At 72.3% G+C, this 17312-nt stretch carries 13 protein-coding genes; 3 read left to right on the top strand and 10 right to left on the bottom strand.

Translation table 11 applies throughout. The features are described from left to right. The first annotated feature begins 1 nt into the window (after position 1). Together ACFYM0_RS21335 and nuoN are read left to right on the top strand one after the other, a co-directional pair. Positions 2–1603 (top strand): NADH-quinone oxidoreductase subunit M, encoded by a 1602-nt coding sequence (locus ACFYM0_RS21335; protein ID WP_388503526.1) that lies wholly within the window; start codon positions 2–4, stop codon positions 1601–1603. A 35-nt stretch (positions 1604–1638) separates the two neighbouring features. Then, a complete protein-coding gene (gene nuoN, locus ACFYM0_RS21330; protein WP_388503640.1) occupies positions 1639–3258 on the top strand; it encodes an NADH-quinone oxidoreductase subunit NuoN in 1620 nt (539 codons plus the stop codon). An 85-nt stretch (positions 3259–3343) separates the two neighbouring features. On the opposite strand, the gene ACFYM0_RS21325 is transcribed toward nuoN, so the two are convergent. The 8 genes from ACFYM0_RS21325 to fahA form a co-directional block, all read right to left on the bottom strand. Beyond that, entirely contained in the window at positions 3344–3946 is a 603-nt protein-coding gene (locus ACFYM0_RS21325; RefSeq protein WP_388503523.1) for a hypothetical protein, read from the bottom strand. 235 nt (positions 3947–4181) lie between these two features. Next, complete coding sequence (locus ACFYM0_RS21320; RefSeq protein ID WP_388503521.1) at positions 4182–6857, bottom strand: fumarate reductase/succinate dehydrogenase flavoprotein subunit; 2676 nt, start codon at positions 6855–6857, stop codon at positions 4182–4184. Positions 6858–6867: 10 nt separating this feature from the next. Next, positions 6868–7608 carry an ABC transporter ATP-binding protein gene (locus ACFYM0_RS21315; protein ID WP_388503519.1) on the bottom strand — a complete coding sequence of 247 codons (741 nt, stop codon included), beginning with the start codon at positions 7606–7608 and terminating at the stop codon, positions 6868–6870. 261 nt (positions 7609–7869) lie between these two features. Then, positions 7870–8781, bottom strand: a complete 912-nt coding sequence (locus ACFYM0_RS21310; RefSeq protein WP_388503517.1) for an ABC transporter permease — start codon at positions 8779–8781, stop codon at positions 7870–7872. Then, positions 8778–10148 (bottom strand): ABC transporter substrate-binding protein, encoded by a 1371-nt coding sequence (locus ACFYM0_RS21305; RefSeq protein WP_388503514.1) that lies wholly within the window; start codon positions 10146–10148, stop codon positions 8778–8780. Before ACFYM0_RS21305 ends, ACFYM0_RS21310 begins: the two co-directional genes overlap by 4 nt. 14 nt (positions 10149–10162) lie before the next feature. Continuing rightward, complete coding sequence (locus tag ACFYM0_RS21300; protein WP_030710222.1) at positions 10163–10390, bottom strand: ferredoxin family protein; 228 nt, start codon at positions 10388–10390, stop codon at positions 10163–10165. 76 nt (positions 10391–10466) lie between these two features. Beyond that, the gene (locus ACFYM0_RS21295) at positions 10467–11243 is read right to left on the bottom strand and encodes a GntR family transcriptional regulator (RefSeq protein ID WP_388503512.1); all 777 of its coding nucleotides are present in this window, start codon (positions 11241–11243) and stop codon (positions 10467–10469) included. A gap of 150 nt (positions 11244–11393) precedes the next feature. Further along, positions 11394–12635, bottom strand: a complete 1242-nt coding sequence (gene fahA, locus ACFYM0_RS21290; RefSeq protein WP_388503510.1) for a fumarylacetoacetase — start codon at positions 12633–12635, stop codon at positions 11394–11396. 141 nt (positions 12636–12776) lie between these two features. On the opposite strand from fahA, the gene ACFYM0_RS21285 reads away from it, so the two are divergent. Continuing rightward, entirely contained in the window at positions 12777–13586 is an 810-nt protein-coding gene (locus ACFYM0_RS21285) for an HAD family hydrolase (protein ID WP_388503509.1), read from the top strand. Positions 13587–13636: 50 nt separating this feature from the next. Here ACFYM0_RS21285 and ACFYM0_RS21280 read toward each other — a convergent pair whose 3' ends face one another. Continuing rightward, complete coding sequence (locus ACFYM0_RS21280) at positions 13637–15643, bottom strand: CocE/NonD family hydrolase (RefSeq protein WP_388503506.1); 2007 nt, start codon at positions 15641–15643, stop codon at positions 13637–13639. A gap of 48 nt (positions 15644–15691) precedes the next feature. Then, positions 15692–17209: a peptide MFS transporter gene (locus ACFYM0_RS21275; RefSeq protein ID WP_388503503.1), complete on the bottom strand. Its 1518-nt coding sequence runs from the start codon at positions 17207–17209 to the stop codon at positions 15692–15694. Between the last annotated feature and the right edge of the window lie 103 nt (positions 17210–17312).

Genomic DNA, 17312 nt, shown 5'->3' with positions numbered 1-17312 from the left:
GATGAGTTTCCCGCTTCTGACGGTGACGGCCGCGGTCCCCGCGGTCGGTGCGATCCTGACGGCGGCCGTCCCGGCCGCCCGCCGGACCGCCGCCAAATGGCTCGCCCTGCTCTTCTCGCTGGCGACCCTGGCCCTGGCCGTGCTCGTCGCGGTCCGCTTCGAGCCCGGTGGCGACCGCTACCAGCTCACCGAATCGCGCTCCTGGATCGCGGACTTCGGCGTCCGCTACGAACTGGGCGTCGACGGCATCGGGGTGGTGCTGATCGCACTCACCGCGCTGCTCATCCCCTTCGTGATCGCGGCCGGCTGGCACGACGCCGACCCGCTGGAAACGAACTCGTCCCGCTGGCGGCCGACCCAGGGCTTCTTCGCCCTGATCCTGCTGGTCGAGGCGATGGTGATCATCTCCTTCGAGGCCACCGACGTCTTCCTCTTCTACATCTTCTTCGAAGCCATGCTCATCCCGATGTACTTCCTCATCGGCGGCTTCGGGGACCGGGCCCACTCGGGCACGGACGAGAACGCGGCCGCGCAGCGCTCGTACGCGGCGGTCAAGTTCCTCCTCTACAACCTGGTCGGCGGCCTGATCATGCTGGCCGCCGTCATCGGGCTCTACGTGGTCGCCGGGAACTTCTCGCTCCAGGAGATCACCGCCGCCCGCGCCGCGGGCACGCTCGACATGGCGACCAACACCGAACGGTGGCTGTTCCTCGGCTTCTTCTTCGCCTTCGCGGTGAAGGCCCCGCTCTGGCCGCTGCACACCTGGCTGCCGAACGCGATGGGTGAGGCCACGGCCCCGGTCGCCGTCCTGATCACCGCCGTCGTCGACAAGGTCGGCACCTTCGCGATGCTCCGCTTCTGCCTCGGACTCTTCCCCGAGGCCAGCAAGTGGGCCACGCCGGTGATCCTCGTCCTGGCCCTGATCAGCATCGTCTACGGCGCGCTGGTCGCCTGCGGGCAGCGGGACATCAAGCGGCTGGTGGCGTACGCCTCCATCTCGCACTTCGGCTTCATCATCCTGGGCATCTTCGCGATGACCTCCCAGGGCCAGTCGGGCGCGACGCTCTACATGGTCAACCACGGGCTCTCGACGGCGGCGCTCATGCTGGTCGCCGGCTTCCTGATCTCGCGGCGCGGCTCCCGCCTCATCGCCGACTACGGCGGCGTGCAGAAGGTGGCCCCGGTCCTGGCCGGCACCTTCCTGATCGGTGGCCTCGCGACCCTGTCGCTCCCCGGCCTCGCCCCGTTCGTCAGCGAGTTCCTCGTCCTGGTCGGCACGTTCGCCCGGTACCCGGTCGTCGGCGTCATCGCCACCTTCGGCATCGTGCTGGCGGCGCTCTACACGCTGGTCCTCTACCAGCGGACCATGACCGGCCCGGTCAAGGAGGAGGTCCGCACCATGCCGGACCTGCGCCTGCGGGAGGTCCTGGTGGTCGCCCCGCTGATCGCGCTGCTGATCGGACTGGGCGTCTACCCGAAGGTCCTGACCGACATCGTCAACCCGGCGGTGAAGCACACCATGTCGGACGTGAAGCAGACCGATCCGAAGCCCGAGGTGGCCGTCGAGGCCAAGCACACCAACGACGGGGAGGAGTCGAAGTGAGCACCGTGACTGCTGCCCAGAACCTGCTGCCGAACCTGGCGGCCGCGGCGCCGATCGACAAGATCCCGGCCCCGCACATCGAGTACGCCCAGCTGTCGCCCACGCTCATCGTGCTGGGCGCGGCCGTCATCGGAGTCCTCGTAGAGGCCTTCGTACCGCGCAAGGCCCGTTACTCCACGCAGGTGTTCCTCGCCGTCGCCGCTCTGGCCTCGGCCTTCGCGGCGGTCGTCGCACTCGCCGCCGGCGGGTACGGCAGCTCCAAGGCGCACATCGCGGCCATGGGAGCCATCGCCGTCGACGGCCCGGCGCTCTTCCTGCAGGGCACCATCATCCTGGCCTCGGTCGTGGCGATCTTCACCTTCGCCGAGCGGCGCCTGGACCCGGCCGCCCACGGCAACCGGGTGGACTCCTTCGCCGCACAGGCGGCGTCCGTACCGGGCAGCGAGAGCGAGAAGGAAGCCGTCAAGGCGGGCTTCGCCACCACCGAGGTCTTCCCGCTCGCACTGTTCGCGGTCGCCGGGATGCTGATCTTCCCCGCGGCCAACGACCTGCTGACGCTGTTCGTGGCCCTGGAGGTCTTCTCCCTCCCGCTGTACCTGCTCTGCGCCCTCGCCCGCCGCCAGCGGCTGATGTCGCAGGAAGCGGCCGTCAAGTACTTCCTGCTCGGCGCCTTCTCCTCCGCCTTCCTCCTCTTCGGCATCGCGCTCGTCTACGGGTACGCGGGCTCGGTCTCCTACGCGGCGATCGCGGAGGTCGTCGACGGCACCGTGGCGAACATCGACCCGGCGCTCGCCGACACCATGGGCAACGACGCGCTGCTGCTGATCGGCGGCGCGCTGATCCTCATGGGCCTGCTCTTCAAGGTCGGCGCGGTCCCCTTCCACATGTGGACCCCGGACGTCTACCAAGGCGCCCCCACCCCGGTCACCGGCTTCATGGCGGCGGCGACGAAGGTGGCCGCCTTCGGCGCCCTCCTGCGGCTGCTGTACGTGGTGCTGCCCGGCCTGCGGTGGGACTGGCGGCCGGTCATGTGGGGCGTGGCGATCGTCACGATGCTGGCGGGCGCCGTCATCGCGGTCACCCAGACCGACGTCAAGCGGCTCCTCGCCTACTCCTCGATCGCGCACGCCGGCTTCATCCTGGCCGGTGTCATCGCCACCTCGGCGGAGGGCGTCCAGTCCGTCCTCTTCTACCTGGGCGCGTACTCCTTCGTGACGATCGGCGCCTTCGCGGTGGTCACGCTGGTGCGCGACGCGGGCGGCGAGGCCACGCACCTGTCCAAGTGGGCGGGGCTGGGCCGTCGTTCCCCGCTGACGGCGGCGGTCTTCGCGGTCTTCCTGCTCGCCTTCGCGGGCATCCCGCTGACCTCAGGCTTCTCCGGCAAGTTCGCCGTGTTCAAGGCGGCGGCGGAGGGCGGCGCGGGAGCGCTGGTCGTGGTCGGTGTCATCTCGTCCGCGATCGCCGCGTTCTTCTACATCCGGGTGATCGTCCTGATGTTCTTCAGCGAGCCGAAGGCGGACGGCCCCACGGTCGCCGTCCCGTCCCCGCTGACGATGACGACGATCGCGGTCGGCGTCGCGGTCACCGTGGTGCTGGGCGTGGCCCCGCAGTACTTCCTGGACCTGGCGGGGAGTGCGAGCACGTTCGTGCGCTGACCGTACGCGGTACGGCCCGGGGCCCGGCTTCCCTTCGAGGGGGCCGGGCCCCTTCCCTTTTCGCCGTGCGCCTTTTGCCGTGCGCTCAGTGGGGGTGGGGTGCGGGGGTGCTGGTTTTGGGGCAGGTCAGGGCGGGGTTCCAGTTGTGGAAGCGGCCCGCCGGATTGTCCTCGTACGCCCACATGTGCAGGTCGTAGTGCTTGGGCATGCCCGTCCAGTGGCCCGGCATCGGCCCGTCGAAAGGCAGGCCGAACATGCTCGGCCGGTCGTCGGTGGTCTTCAGGTCCTGGTCCCGGTCGGTGGACATCCACTCCACCGTCTGGAGCTTGCGGCGGCCGTTCTCGTCCTTCTCGGTGCTGTAGAGGAGGGCGGTCGGCTTGGCCGGGTCCGTGGAGCCCCAGTTGGCCTGTTTCACGTAGTGGTAGCCCATGGTGCCGACCCCGAACGGGTTGGTCATGCACTCCGTGCCGTGCGGCACGTATCCGTCCTTGAGGGCCTGCCGCTCGTCCACGTACTTGGCCGTCACCCGGATCGCCGTGGCCATGTCGCGCATCGCCTTCGCGTTCCTCGGGTCGGGAGCTGGACCGTCGACGCCGTGGGCCGGGACGACGCCGGTGACGGTGGCGGCCAGGCCGAGGGATATCGCGGCCGCGCACGTCAGGAAGGCCTTGCGGGGACGGAGAGGCATCGGGACTCCTGCCGTTCGGGGGCTTTCGACCACCATCCCGGTGCGGTGGCGGGCCTGCACGCGGCGGGGCTCCGAACGGGGGGTCGGCCGACGGGTCGGTCTCTTCAGCCGTCCGGTGTTCGAGGGCCGGGGTCCGGGGCGGAGCCCCAGGGGGTCCGGGCGCAGCCCGGTGCCCCTTCCAGCCCGTCCGGCGCTTGAGGACCGGGTCAGTGCAGGCTCCGGGCCGGCGGCGGAGCTACACGCGGGTGGCGTACGCGCGGACGTCCGCGTCGGGGTCGGAGGCGGCCGTGGCCAGGGCCGCCACGGCGGACGGATCGGGGCGGTGCGCGCGCAGGGAGAGCACCGCGGCCTTGCGGACGTCCGCGTTCGGGTCGGACAGCGCGAGGGACAGCGGCGGCACCGCCACCCCGGCCGGGGCCGAGGACAGGCCGGTGGCGGCTCCGGCCCGGACCTGCCACGCCGGGTCGGCGAGGGAGGAGACGGCCCGCGCCGCGTGGCCGCCGGTGGCGCCCAGAGAGGTCAGCGCCGCCGCCCGGACCAGCGGGTCGGGGTCCGACAGGAGCGGGGCCAGCGCGGAGCCCGCCCTCAGGGTGCCCAGGGCCTTGGCCACGGCGACCCGGACCTCCCGGGAGGAGTCCCCGGCGGCCGGAGCCAGCGCGGCCACCGCGTCCACCGAGACCAGGGCCCGCACCGCCTGGATCCGGACGTCCACGTCGGTGTCCCGCAGGTACCGCTCGTACAGGCGGGGCTCCCCGAGCCGCAGGACCCGTAGGGCTTCGAGCGCCGCCGAGCGGACCGCCGGATCCGGTACCGCGAGGCCCGCCCGCAGGGCCGCGCCCAGTTCGGGGTCGGGAGCGAGCACCTCCAGGAGTTCGCGCAGCGCGGCCGCCGCGGCCGCGCGGACCGCCGGGTCGGGGTCCGCGAGCCGCGTCCCGAGGGCGGGGCCGGCGCCCGCGGGGACGGTTTCGCCGAGCACGGCCACCGCCGTGGCGCGGACCGCAGGGTCGGGGTCGTCCAGGTAGGGGAGGAGGGCGTGCAGGTCCGGGGCTTCCTCCGCGAGGGAGAGGAGTTCCAGGATCCGGGGTGAGCCCTGCTCGGATCCGGTGTCCCGGCCGGCCGCCGCGGGGGCCGCCGTCCGGGCCTCGCCGCCCGCCAGGGCCACGCCCACCAGCTCGACCTCGCCCAGGTGCCGGGAGGGCCCGCCCGGCGGGGCGAACTCCGGGACCGGCACCAGGTAGGGGTCGACCGGGCGCGCCGTGAACTCCATGGCCCCCGAAGGGGACTTGCGCAGGTCCAGGTGGTGCAGCCAGCCCGCGTCATCGCGCTCGGGGTGGTCGAGGCGTTCGTGGTACAGCCCCCAGCGGGACTCCGTGCGGGCGAGCGAGGCCCGCGCCGCCATCTCCGCGCAGTCCCGGATGAAGGAGACCTCCGCGCAGCGCATCAGCTCGTGCGGGGTCGTGGCGCCCATCTCGCCGATCTCCCTCTCCATCCGGGTGAAGGCCTCCACGGCGAGGGACAGCTTGGCGCCCGTCTTGGGCGGGGCCACGTAGTCGTTCACGAACCGGCGCAGCTTGTACTCCACCTGCGGCTGCGGCGGCCCCTCCGGGTGGAGGAGGGGGCGGTAGATCAGTTCGTGGGCGCCGGCGAGTTGGTCGGCGGGCAAGTCGCCTTCGTACGGCCGGTATCGGGCGGCATCGGCCCCCGCCAGGTCGCCGAAGACGAAGGCACCGATCATGTAGTTGTGCGGTACGGAGGCCAGGTCCCCGGCCGCGTAGAGGCGGGGCACGGTGGTGCGGGCGTGGTCGTCGACGCGTACGCCGGAGGCCGAGTGGCCGCCGCACAGGCCGATCTCCGAGATGTGCATCTCGATGTCGTGCGTGCGGTAGTCGTGGCCCCGGTTCGCGTGGAAGGTGCCGCGCGTCGGCCGCTCGGTGGTGTGCAGGATCGATTCGACGGCGGCGACGGTCTCCTCGGGGAGGTGGCTGAGCTTGAGGTACACCGGGCCCCGGTCGGAGGCGAGTTCGGCGGCGAACTCCGACATCATCTGCCCCGACCAGTAGTCGGAGTCGACGAACCGCTCGCCGTGCCGGTTGACCTGGTAGCCGCCGAAGGGGTTCGCGACGTACGCGCACGCCGGGCCGTTGTAGTCCTTGATCAACGGGTTGATCTGGAAGCACTCGATGCCGGTGAGCGCGGCGCCCGCGTGGTACGCCATCGCATAGCCGTCACCGGCGTTGGTGGGGTTCTCGTACGTCCCGTAGAGGTATCCGGAGGCGGGCAGGCCGAGGCGCCCGCAGGGGCCGGTGGCCAGGATGACGGCCCCGGCGCGGACGGTCACGAACGCGCCCGTACGGGTGTTGAAGGCGGCCGCGCCGATCGCCCGGCCGTCCTGCGGGGAGGTCAGGACGCGGACCGGCATGACCCGGTTCTCGATCCGGATCAGCTCGCGCATCTCGCGGCGGCGAAGCTGCCGGTAGAGGACCTTCTTGACGTCCTTGCCCTCCGGCATCGGCAGCACGTACGAGCCGGAGCGGTGGACCTGGCGGACGGCGTACTCGCCGTGCTCGTCCTTCTCGAACTTCACCCCGTACGACTCCAGGCGCCGGACCATCGCGAACCCGCGGGTCGCCGTCTGGCGGACCGTGGACTGGTCGACGATGCCGTCGTTGGCGCGGGTGATCTCGGCGACGTAGTCGTCGGGCTCGGCGCGGCCCGGGATGACGGCGTTGTTGACCCCGTCCATGCCCATGGCGAGGGCGCCGGAATGCCGTACGTGCGCCTTCTCCAGGAGCAGCACCCGCGCGCCGGCCTCGGCGGCGGTCAGCGCCGCCATCGTGCCGGCGGTGCCGCCGCCGATGACGAGGACGTCACAGGTCAGTTCCTCGGCGTCGGCGAGCGCGGGGATGTCCATGAGGTGCCTTTCAGAGGGAGTCGAGGATGCGGCGGCGGAGCGCCGAACGGTCCGCGGTCCGCGAGCGGGGGTGCGGTACGTCGATCAGCTCGCCGGTGGCGAGGAGCGCGACGCGGTCGCCGAGGTGCAGGGCCTCGTCCACGTCGTGGGTGACGAAGACGACGGTGGCGCCGCTGCCGGCGAGGACGGTGACGAGGAGGTCCTGCATCTCGGCGCGGGTCTGGGCGTCGAGCGCGCCGAAGGGTTCGTCCATGAGGACGGCGCGGGGCGCGGCCGCGAGGGCACGGGCCAGCTGAACGCGCTGGCGCTGGCCGCCGCTGAGCTGGTGCGGGTGCTTGTGGGTGTGATCGGCGAGGCCTACGCGGGTCAGCCAGTCGGTGGCGGTGCGGCGGCGGTCTGCGCGGGTGGCTCCGCGGATGGCCAGGGGGAGTTCGACGTTGGCACGGACGGTGCGCCAGGGGAGGAGCGCGTCGTCCTGGAAGACCAGGGCCCGGTCGGCGTGCGGGCCCGTGACCGGGGTGCCGTCCTGCCGGACGGCGCCGCGGAGTGGGGGCAGCAGGCCGGCCAGGGTGCGGAGCAGGGTGGACTTTCCGCAGCCGGACGGGCCGACGACGGTCAGGATCTCACCCGCGTTGACGGTCAGGTCGAGGCCGTCGAGGACGGGTTCGGTGGTGGGGTGGCCCAGGCTGACGCCGGTGAGGTCGAGGGCGGCGCCGGTGGGTGGGGCGGGGGTGAGGGTGTGTACGGACATGGTCCCTTCCTGTCCTGTGGTCGCCGTGGACTTCGTCGTCGTGGCCGTGGCCGTGGCCGTGCGGGTGGGCGGGCCCTGCGGGGCTGTCCCCTCCCCACCCTTTGCCGCGTGCGGCGCCGGCCAAATCCAGCCTCGCCGGCGTTTGAGGCGCGGGGTCTGGGGCGGAGCCCCAGGGGCTCGGGCGCAGCCCGGGCCCGGCGGGTCAGGGCGGAGCCCTGGGAACGGTGGAAGGGCGGGTGGGGGACCCAGGCCGCGCAGCGTCTAGCCGGGCGGCCCGTCGGCGGTGGCCGGGGCCGGGGCCGGGCTGCGCGAGCCCGGGACGTGGGGGCCCGGGGTGCGGGAGCCCGGGGTTCGCGGACCCGGTGCGCGGGAGCCCACAGTGCGGGACCCCGGGGTGTCTGCGCCCCGGGTTCGGGACGGGAGCCAGCGGGTCAGGTGGCGGCCCGTGCGTTCGACCGCCGTCGAGGTGAGCCAGCCCAGGGCGCCGATCGTGGCCATGCCGACGAAGACCCCGGGGTAGTCCACGACCGTGTAGTCCTGCCAGGTGCGGTAGCCGACCCCGTACTCCCCGGAGATCATCTCGGCGGAGATCACGCAGATCCAGGACACCCCGATGCCGACCGAGAGCCCGCCGAAGATGCCGGGGAGGGCCCCCGGGAGGATCACCGAGAAGAGGATCCGGGCGCGGCCGCCGCCCATCGTCAGGACGGCCTCCTCCCAGACCGGGGACAGCGCGGACACCGCGTGCCGCGTGGAGACGAGGACCGGGAAGAACGCCGCCGCGCAGGTGATGAAGACGATGCCCTGCTCGTTGGACGGGAAGAGCAGGATCGCCACCGGGACCAGCGCGATCGCCGGGATCGGGCGCAGGACTTCGAGGACCGGGCCCAGCAGGTCCGCCGCGAGGCGGGAGCGGGCGATCGCCGTGCCCGCCGCCACCCCCAGGACGGACGCCAGCGCGAAGCCCGTCACGATGCGCCGCAGGCTGAAGCCGAGGTCCTGCCGGTAGGGGCCGGTCGTCGCCCGGTCGGCGAAGGTGGAGGCCACTTCGCCCACGGTCGGGAACTGCTCGAAGCGGAGCCACAGGTTGACGTCGAGCGAGGTCAGGAGTTGCCAGGCGAGCAGGGCCGCGCCGAGCGAAGCCAGCCGCAGGAGCCGGCGGCCGGCCGTCATGACGCGAGGGCTCCGGCTTCGGCGGAGGCTTCGGCGAAGCTCACGATCCGCGCTCCGGACCCCGCGTGCTGGTCCACGTACGCCTTCGCGCCCGCGGGGGTGACGAACGCGCGCAGTTCGGCGCCCTCCGCCACCCAGACCGCCTTGTCGGCGAACCACAGCGTGCCCGTCACCGCGTCCGGGACGTAGGCCGCCCGGACGCCGCCGGGGCCCGCGGCCTTGAGGGCCTTCAGCAGGGCCGCCGGGGTCTCGAAGGCCTGGGTGCGGTTGCCCTCCTTCAGCCACAGCTCCGGGCGGGCCGGTGCGGGCGCCGGGTAGTCCCGGGTGCCCGCCGTGGCGCGCTTCAGCGGCTCCGGGTCCACGAAGGCGTCCACGTCGACGGAGTCCACCAGCTTGGCCGCCTTGAGGACGGGGACGTCCTCCTTCAGCGCGGCCAGCAGCTCGGGGCGCAGGGCCGGGTCGAAGGCCGCGATGCCGTTGGCCCCGTTGTAGAGGTACACGACCTCCGCCGGCAGTCCGGTCTCCTTGGCCACCGACTCGGCCGCCGCGACCGGCTGGGTGCGCAGGTACTCGGTCGCCTTGCGCTGGGCGCGCAGGAAGTCGTCCAGGACGGCGGGGCGGTCGGCCGCGAACTTCTCGCGGACCGTGACCCCGTGGAAGGTCGGCAGGTTCAGTTCGGCTCCGTCGTACAGGGCGGTGGCCCGTCCCTCGAAGGCGAGTTGGCCCGGCCAGGCGACGAATTGCGACAGGGCGTCGACACTGCCCGCCTGGAGGGCCGAAGCGCCCACGCTGGGCTGCTGGTTGAGCTTCTCGATCCCCTTCTCGGGGTCTATGCCGGCGCGCTGCAGGGCGCGTACGAGGGTCCCGTCGGCGGCCGATCCGACCGAGGTGGACACCTTCTTGCCCCGCAGGTCAGTGAGCGTCTGCAGTTTCGAACCGGGCGCGGTGACCACGGTGTTGAGGCCGCCGCGCAGGTTGTAGCCGGTGACGGAGACCAGGTGGGTGGGCTGTTTCAGCTCCTTGCCGCGCGCCGCGTTGATGAGGAGGGGGAAATCGCCCATCGAGCCGATGTCGATCTTCCCGGCGGTCATCTGGGCGGTGATCGGGGCGCCGGTGGCGTAGTCCTGCCAGTCGACCTTGTAGGTGACCCCGTCCTTCTTGCCGCGCGCCGCGAGCTCCTGCTCGAAGTACCCGAGGGAGCGCAGGAGCGTACCTGCGGTGACGGTGTTGATGGTCTTGGACTGGTAGCCGACGGTCACCGTGACCGTCTTGGAGCCGCCGTCCGCGCCGGAGACGCCGCCGCACGCGGTGGCCAGCGGGAGGCTCAGCAGGAGGACGGGACCGAGGGCTTTCGTACGCGTACGCATCGGGGGAGGGCCTTTCACCGGAGCAGGTAGGGCATGTTGACGGTCACCGCGCCGGTGGGACAGCGGGCGGCGCACGGGCCGCAGTACCAGCACTCGTCCACGTGCATGTAGGCCTTGCCGTTGTCCTCGCGGATCGCGAGCGAGTCGAGCGGGCACATGTCGACGCAGAGGGTGCAGCCGTCGATGCACAGGGACTCGTCGATGGTCACGGGCACGTCGCCGCGCTGGGGGACCAGAGGCATGGCTGTCTCCAGGAAGGGAGGGGAGCGAGAGGGGGAGGGGAGCGAGAGGGGGAGGGGAGCGAGCGGGAGCGGGACGTTACGCGGTGGCGGTGCGGTGCAGCAGGCCGCTCATGGTGATCCGGTCGCCGCGGAAGCGGATGAACTCCAGGTCCACGGGCCGGCCGTCGCCGAGGTGGGTGAGGCGCTCCAGCATCAGGACGGCGGCCCCGCGCGGGGCCTGCAGGACGGCGGCGGAGTGCGCGTCGGCGTTGACGGCTTCGAGGGTGATCTCGGCGTGGCCGAGCGGCTGCCCGGTCAGGGACTCCAGCAGCCGGAAGACGTCGGTGTTCTCCAGGTCGCAGCCGATCAGGTCCGCACCGATGTCCAGGGGGACGTACGTGAGGTCGAGCGAGAGCGGCAGCCCGTTCAGGCGGCGCAGCCGCTCGATGTAGAGCACGTCGGAGTGTTCGGGCAGGCGCAGCCGGCTCGCGACGGGGGCCGGGGCCCGGACCGGTCCGACCGTGCGGACCTCGTTGGTGACCCGGCCGTGTTCGTGGAGGGTTTCGGCGAGGCCCTGGAGGCGGTCGAGACCGTGCGGGTACTTGGCGCAGACGATGACGGTGCCGACGCCGGGGCGGCGCTCGACGAGCTGTTCGCCGCGCAGCAGGTCCAGGGCCTGGCGCACGGTGTTGCGGCCGGCGCCGTAGTCGGCGGCGAGTGTGCCCTCCAGGGGGAGGACGCCGGTGGGGTAGCCGCCCGCCAGGATCTGGTGGCGCAGCAGGTCGGCGAGCTGTCGCGCCTGGTCCGCGCGCAGCCGCCGGCGGCGCGCGGCGGCGACCGGGACGGTGTGTTCGCGGGTGCGTTCGGCTGGCATGGCACGGAACATACCGACGGGGCCGGGCCGGTGGTGTTGCCGCAGTGTTGCGCCACTCGCGGGTGCCGGCGTACGGCCGTGACCTGCACGAACGGCGGGGCGGCGGAAAGATCCGCCACCCCGCCGTCGACTGCCGTCCCGAGATGTGGACTAGCGGGTGCCCACGATGCGGCCGGTGACCTCGCCGAGGCCGACGCGGGTGCCGTCGGCGCCCGGTGCCCACGCGGTGAGGGTGACGGTGTCCCCGTCCTCCAGGAAGGTGCGCTTGCCGTCGGCGAGCTCGATGGCGTCGCGGCCGTTCCACGTGAGCTCCAGCAGCGAGCCGCGCTGGCCGGTCTCCGGGCCGCTGACGGTGCCCGAGCCGTACACGTCGCCGGTGCGCAGGGAGGCGCCGTTGACGGTCATGTGGGCGAGCTGCTGGGCGGCGGTCCAGTACATCGAGGCGAACGGCGGCTGCGCCACCTCCTGCCCGTTGATGGACACGGTGATGCGCAGGTCGAAGCCGCCGGGGCGGTCGGCGCCGGCGTCCTCGAGGTAGGGCAGGAGCGGGAAGTCCCGCGCGGGCGGGGCGACCCGGGCCGCGTCCAGGGCCTCCAGCGGGGTGACCCAGGCGGAGACGGAGGTGGCGAAGGACTTGCCGAGGAAGGGGCCGAGCGGCACGTACTCCCAGGCCTGGATGTCGCGCGCGGACCAGTCGTTGAGCAGGAACAGCCCGAAGACGTGCTCCTCGAAGTCGCAGAGGGCCACGGGACGGCCCTGCTCCGAGGGAGTGCCGACGACGAAGCCGACCTCGGCCTCGATGTCGAGCTTCACGGACGGCCCGAAGACGGGCGCCGGGTCGGCGGGCGCCTTGCGCTGGCCGGAGGGCCGTACGACGTCGGTCCCGGACACGACGATCGTCCCGGCGCGGCCGTGGTAACCGATGGGCAGGTGCTTCCAGTTGGGGGTCAGCGCGTCCCCGTCCGGCCGGAAGATCCTGCCGACGTTCGTCGCGTGGTGCTCGCTCGCGTAGAAGTCGACGTAGTCGGCGACCTCGTACGGGAGGTGCAGCACGACGTCTTCGAGCGGCAGCAGGTGCGGCTCCACGGAGGGCCGGTGACCGGGGTCGGTGACCCAGGCGGTCAGCGCGCGGCGCACGTCCTTCCAGGCGGTGCGGCCCGCGGCGAGCAGCGGGTTGAGCGAGGGCTGCCCGAGCAGTCCGGCGTACGCGGACCCGAGCGCGGCCGCGGCCGCCCCGGCGTCGAGCACGTGCCCGCCGATGCGGACACCGATCCGGCGCCGCTCCTCCCCGGCGGTGGAGGCGTCCCCTTTGGTGGAGAACAGGCCGTAGGGGAGGTTGTGCGGCCCGAACGGGTCGCCCTCGGGCACATCGAGGGGGCTCTGCTGGGGCATGGGGTGCTGCCTCGCTTTCGACGCGGCCCGGGGGTGTCCCGGGAGCTGCTTGACAGGTTAAGGGGCTGGTGGGGCGTGCGGGAGGCCGGATTCGGGCAGTATTTGTAAGATTTGTCCGGGGAGGTCCGTATCCTTGGACGCGTGACTTCCGCCCTCCCCTATGCACTCGTGGCCACCGACCTGGACGGGACTCTGCTGCGCGCCGGAGACACCGTTTCGGCCCGCTCCCACTCGGCCCTCGCCGCCGCCCGCGCGGCCGGCGCCCGGCACATCATCGTGACGGGCCGACCCGTCCCGCAGGTCCGCCACGTCCTGGACGGCCTCGGCTACACGGGGCTCGCGGTGTGCGGGCAGGGAGCGCAGGTCTACGACGCGGCGGCCGGACGGATGCTGCACTCCGTGCCCCTGGACCGGGAGCTGGCCGAAGTCGCCCTCGGGAAGATCGAGGCGGAGGTCGGCGAGGTCTGGGCGGCGGTCAACCAGGAGGGCGTCGACGCGGAGATGCTGATGGGGCCGGGCTACCGGATGTTCCACCCCCACCTGCCGACGGTGTCGGTGGCCCGGCGCGCCGACCTCTGGACCTCCCCCATCAACAAGGTCCTCCTCCAGCACCCCCGCCTCTCCGACGACGAGCTGACGGAGATCGCCCGGGGCGTGGTCGGGGACCTGGTCAACGTCACGATGGCGGGGGAGCACACGGTCGAACTCCAGCCCCCGGGCATCGACAAGGCGAGCGGCCTCGCGGTGGCGGCGGAACTCCTGGACGTCTCGGGGTCCTCCACGATCGCCTTCGGCGACATGCCGAACGACATCCCGATGTTCGCGTGGGCGGCCCACGGGGTCGCGATGGCGGGCGCCCACCGGGAACTCCTGGCCGTCGCGGACGAGGTCACCCTCTCGAACGAGGAGGACGGCATCGCGGTGGTGCTGGAGCGGCTGTTCCCGTCCTAGCCCGTCCCAGCCCTGCCCAGCCCTGCCCAGCCCTGCCCACCCCCGCGGTGTTAGACCGCCGCGCGCGGCAGCCTCCGCTCCCACGTGCGGTGGAACAGCACCTCGTCGCCCTCGCGGCACACCACCTCGTTCGACGTCAGGAAGCCGCCCTCGTCGCAGGTGATTTCCGAGCGGGTCACCACCGAGACGTCCCAGCCCAGCTCCGGCCGGTGCAGTCGTACCGTCCAAGTGGAGTGGGTCCGGGCGGACAAGGGGTCCGCCTCCTGGATCTCGTAGATCTCCAGCGCGTCCTCGCTGAACTCCAGGCCGTCCGGGTAGACCCGGGTTCCGCCGTAGCGCGGGTCGACCTCCAGGCGCCACAGGCCGCGCGCGACGTCCCGTACGACCAGCCGTTCCGGCCGGGGGGCGTCCAGGGTCGCCGGGTAGGAGACCCCCAGGGGCTCCGACTGTTCCGGGGCCTCGAAGAGGATCGGCTCCTCGTCGCCGGACGGGTCGCGGACCGGGAGCTCCACCGCGCTGCCCGCCGGGTCCAGGGTCCAGCCCGCCTCCGAGCCGGCGCGCGGCCAGATCCAGGGCCAGTAGGCCGAGGAGAGGGCCAGGCGGATGCGGTGGCCGGGCGGGAAGGAGTGGCCGATGCCGTTCAGCTCGAAGTGCACGTCCTCGTACGAGCCCACGGGCCACGGCACCGCCTTGTCCCGGCCCTGCCGGGCGGACAGGTTCAGCACGCCCCTCGTGACCAGCGTCGAGGAGCCGTCGGGAGCCACGTCGCAGAGCCGGGCCACGACCTGGCCGTACGGGACGTCCATGCGCAGGCGGAGTCTGACGACCGGGCGGCCCAGGATCTCCACCGGGCCGGAGCCGTCACCCACCGGGAACTCGAAGCAGGCCGACTTCGCGTCCTCCTCGCGCTGGTCGGGCGGCAGGTCGGCGTCATTGCCGAAGGGGAAGAAGCGGCCCGCGTCCAGGCCGGTGTGCTGCGGGGAGGCCACGACGACCGGAGCGCCCTGGAAGGCGTAGGTGACGGGGTCGACGTGGGGGGAGGGCCAGGACGGGTCGCCGACCCAGCGGCCCGGCAGGGTCGGGTAGGTGGTCGCGGGCGGGTGGGACTCGGAGATCCAGGAGCGGAGGAGGGGCTCGGACATGACGCCGGTGTCCTCGCCCTTGAGCCAGTGGTCCCACCAGCGCAGGGTCTCCTGGAGGAAGCCGATCGCGGGGCCCGGGGGCAGTCCCCGGTCGGGGTACTGGTGCGACCACGGGCCGATCAGGCCCCGGACCCGGTCGGCGGGCAGGGCCGAGACCAGGCGGAGCACGGTGTCGCGGTACGGGTCGTGCCAGCCGCCGACGGCGAGGACGGCCGCGCCGATGGCCCCGTAGTCCTCGCACACCGATCCGTGGCGCCAGTACGCGTCGCGGGTCTGGTGGGAGAGCCAGGTGTGGACGAGGGGTTCCACCGCGCCGAGGCGTTTCAGCCACTGGTCGCGCCATCCCTCGCCCGCGTAGAGCGGGTCCGGCGGGCGGGAGGCGAAGGCGAGCATGGTGGCCGCCCACGCGTGCATGTCGACGGCGAGGAGGGAGCCGCCCATGTAGTGGACGTCGTTGTCGAAGCGGTCGTCCGTGGAGCAGACGGTCACGATCGCCTTGAGGGGTTCCGGGGCGAGCGCGGCGATCTGCAGGCTGTTGAAGCCGCCCCAGGAGATCCCGAACATGCCCACGGACCCCGTGCACCAGGGCTGGGCCGCCAGCCATTCGACGACCGCGACGCCGTCGGCGAGCTCTTGGGCGTCGTATTCGTCGCCCGGGTCGCCGCCGCTGTTGCCGTGGCCGCGCACGTCGACGCGTACGGAGGCGTAGCCGTGGCCCGCGTACCAGGGGTGGCGCTGCCAGTCGCGCGGCGCGGTCCAGTCGGTGAGGCGGTACGGGAGGTACTCCAGCAGCGCGGGGACGGGCTCGTCGGTGACCGGGCGCCAGATGCGGGCGTACAGCTCGGTGCCGTCCGGGACGGGGATCCGGACGTCCTCGTGCGTGGTCCCGTAGGGGAAATCGGTACGGATGATCATCGAAGCTCTCTCGCCCATCTCCTCGGGAGGGTCGGTGGACAACCGGCGTCAGTGAACGGGGTGCATCGTGCGCTTGAGCCACGGCGCGAGCGCGATCACGGCGAGTCCCACCGCGACGGCGATGGCGCCGTTCACGCCGAAGTAGGCGGGGTTGGAGACCTGGCCGTAGAGCTTGACCACCTGCGCCTGGATGCCGTTGGCCAGGGCGAGGGAGAGGAACCACAGGGCCATCGTCTGGCTCGCGAAGGCCTTCGGGGCGAGCTTCGTGGTGGCCGACATGCCGGAGGTCTCCAGCAGGATGTCGCCGAGGCCGAGCAGCAGGTAGGAGCCGATGATCCACCAGGCGGCCATCTTGTACGCGTCACCCGAGTGCCCCGAGGTCGGGATGACCATCAGGAGGAAGGACAGGCCGCCCAGGATCACGCCGATGGCGATCTTGTTGGAGGCGTGCGGCTGCTTGTGGCCCATACGGACCCACAGCGCGGCGACGACCGGGGCCAGCAGCACCTCGAACGCGCCGAGCGCGGAGGCGTACCAGCCGGCCGGGAAGGTGAAGCCGAGGATCTCGGTGCGGGCGTTCGTCGACGCGAGCAGCATCATCGTGGAGTACGCCTGGAAGAGGATGAAGTTGAAGGCCACCGAGGCCAGGAAGAGCACCACGTACGGGCGCAGGCGCCCCCGTTCGGCGGCCGTCACCCGGTCGCTGCGGAACATGATCGCGAAGTACACGATCGGCGCGATCACCGAGATCAGGGTGAGCAGGTCGACGAACCGGTCCATCGTGAGCCAGCCCAGTACGGCCAGAAGGGTGGCGAGCGCGGCGAAGAGCAGGATTCCGCCGATGATCTTCATCACAGCCGAGCGCATCGCGTCGGGCGCGAGCGCGAACTCGGCGGAGTGTTTGCGACCTGCCAGGTGGCGGCGGCCGGCCACGTACTGGATCAGGCCCGCGGTCATGCCGATCGCGGCGGCCGAGAAGCCCCAGTGCCAGCCCTGGTGCTCGCCGAGCCAGGCGGTGATCAGGGGGCCGGCGAAGGCGCCGATGTTGATGCCCATGTAGTACAGGGCGAAGCCGGCGTCGCGCCGGTCGTCGTCCGTCTTGTACAGCTTGCCGACCATGCTGGCCACGTTCGGCTTCAGCAGGCCGGTCCCGGCGCTGATCAGGCCGAGGCCCACCCAGGTCATGGCGGCGGTGGGCACGGCCATGGCGTAGTGGCCGCAGGCGATCAGGATGCCGCCCCAGAGCACGGCGCGGTAGGAACCGAGGATCCGGTCGGCGAGCCACCCGCCGGCGACGGAGACGAGGTAGACCATGGTCCCGTAGGCCGCCGAGACGGAGGCCGCGGTGCCCGGATTCATTCCCAGGCCGCCGTTGGCCACCGTGTCCGCGAAGTAGAGGACGAGGATGGCCTGCATGCCCAGGAACGAGAAGCGCTCCCAGACCTCCAGCCCGGCGAGCGTGGCCAGTCCCCTGGGGTGCCCGAGGAAGGCGTGGTCGTCGCCGGGCGGCGGCTGGTCGGCCTCCGGGTCGGAAGGCTCGTCTATATCGGTAGAAGTTCTGGACAAAACGCATTCTCCGGTTGTTTCGGCTGCTCTAGAACATACCGGGGCGCATGGGGCACCGCCCGGCCGGTGCGCGGCTCGTGGCCGGACAGGCGCCCTGGGTGAT

Origin of the sequence: Streptomyces sp. NPDC006487, assembly GCF_042870555.1 — a bacterium.
GTDB lineage: Bacteria > Actinomycetota > Actinomycetes > Streptomycetales > Streptomycetaceae > Streptomyces.
This window is presented reverse-complemented; position numbering and strand designations above follow the sequence as displayed.

Bases quoted from the DNA above. Each gene is read 5' to 3' on its own strand.
- ACFYM0_RS21310 (WP_388503517.1), bottom strand. From the start codon at position 8,781: ATGACGGCCGGCCGCCGGCTCCTGCGGCTGGCTTCGCTCGGCGCGGCC.
- ACFYM0_RS21300 (WP_030710222.1), bottom strand. From the start codon at position 10,390: ATGCCTCTGGTCCCCCAGCGCGGCGACGTGCCCGTGACCATCGACGAG.
- ACFYM0_RS21305 (WP_388503514.1), bottom strand. From the start codon at position 10,148: ATGCGTACGCGTACGAAAGCCCTCGGTCCCGTCCTCCTGCTGAGCCTC.
- ACFYM0_RS21320 (WP_388503521.1), bottom strand. From the start codon at position 6,857: ATGGACATCCCCGCGCTCGCCGACGCCGAGGAACTGACCTGTGACGTC.
- ACFYM0_RS21335 (WP_388503526.1), top strand. From the start codon at position 2: ATGAGTTTCCCGCTTCTGACGGTGACGGCCGCGGTCCCCGCGGTCGGT.
- ACFYM0_RS21325 (WP_388503523.1), bottom strand. From the start codon at position 3,946: ATGCCTCTCCGTCCCCGCAAGGCCTTCCTGACGTGCGCGGCCGCGATA.
- ACFYM0_RS21280 (WP_388503506.1), bottom strand. From the start codon at position 15,643: ATGATCATCCGTACCGATTTCCCCTACGGGACCACGCACGAGGACGTC.
- ACFYM0_RS21315 (WP_388503519.1), bottom strand. From the start codon at position 7,608: ATGTCCGTACACACCCTCACCCCCGCCCCACCCACCGGCGCCGCCCTC.
- fahA (WP_388503510.1), bottom strand. From the start codon at position 12,635: ATGCCCCAGCAGAGCCCCCTCGATGTGCCCGAGGGCGACCCGTTCGGG.
- ACFYM0_RS21295 (WP_388503512.1), bottom strand. From the start codon at position 11,243: ATGCCAGCCGAACGCACCCGCGAACACACCGTCCCGGTCGCCGCCGCG.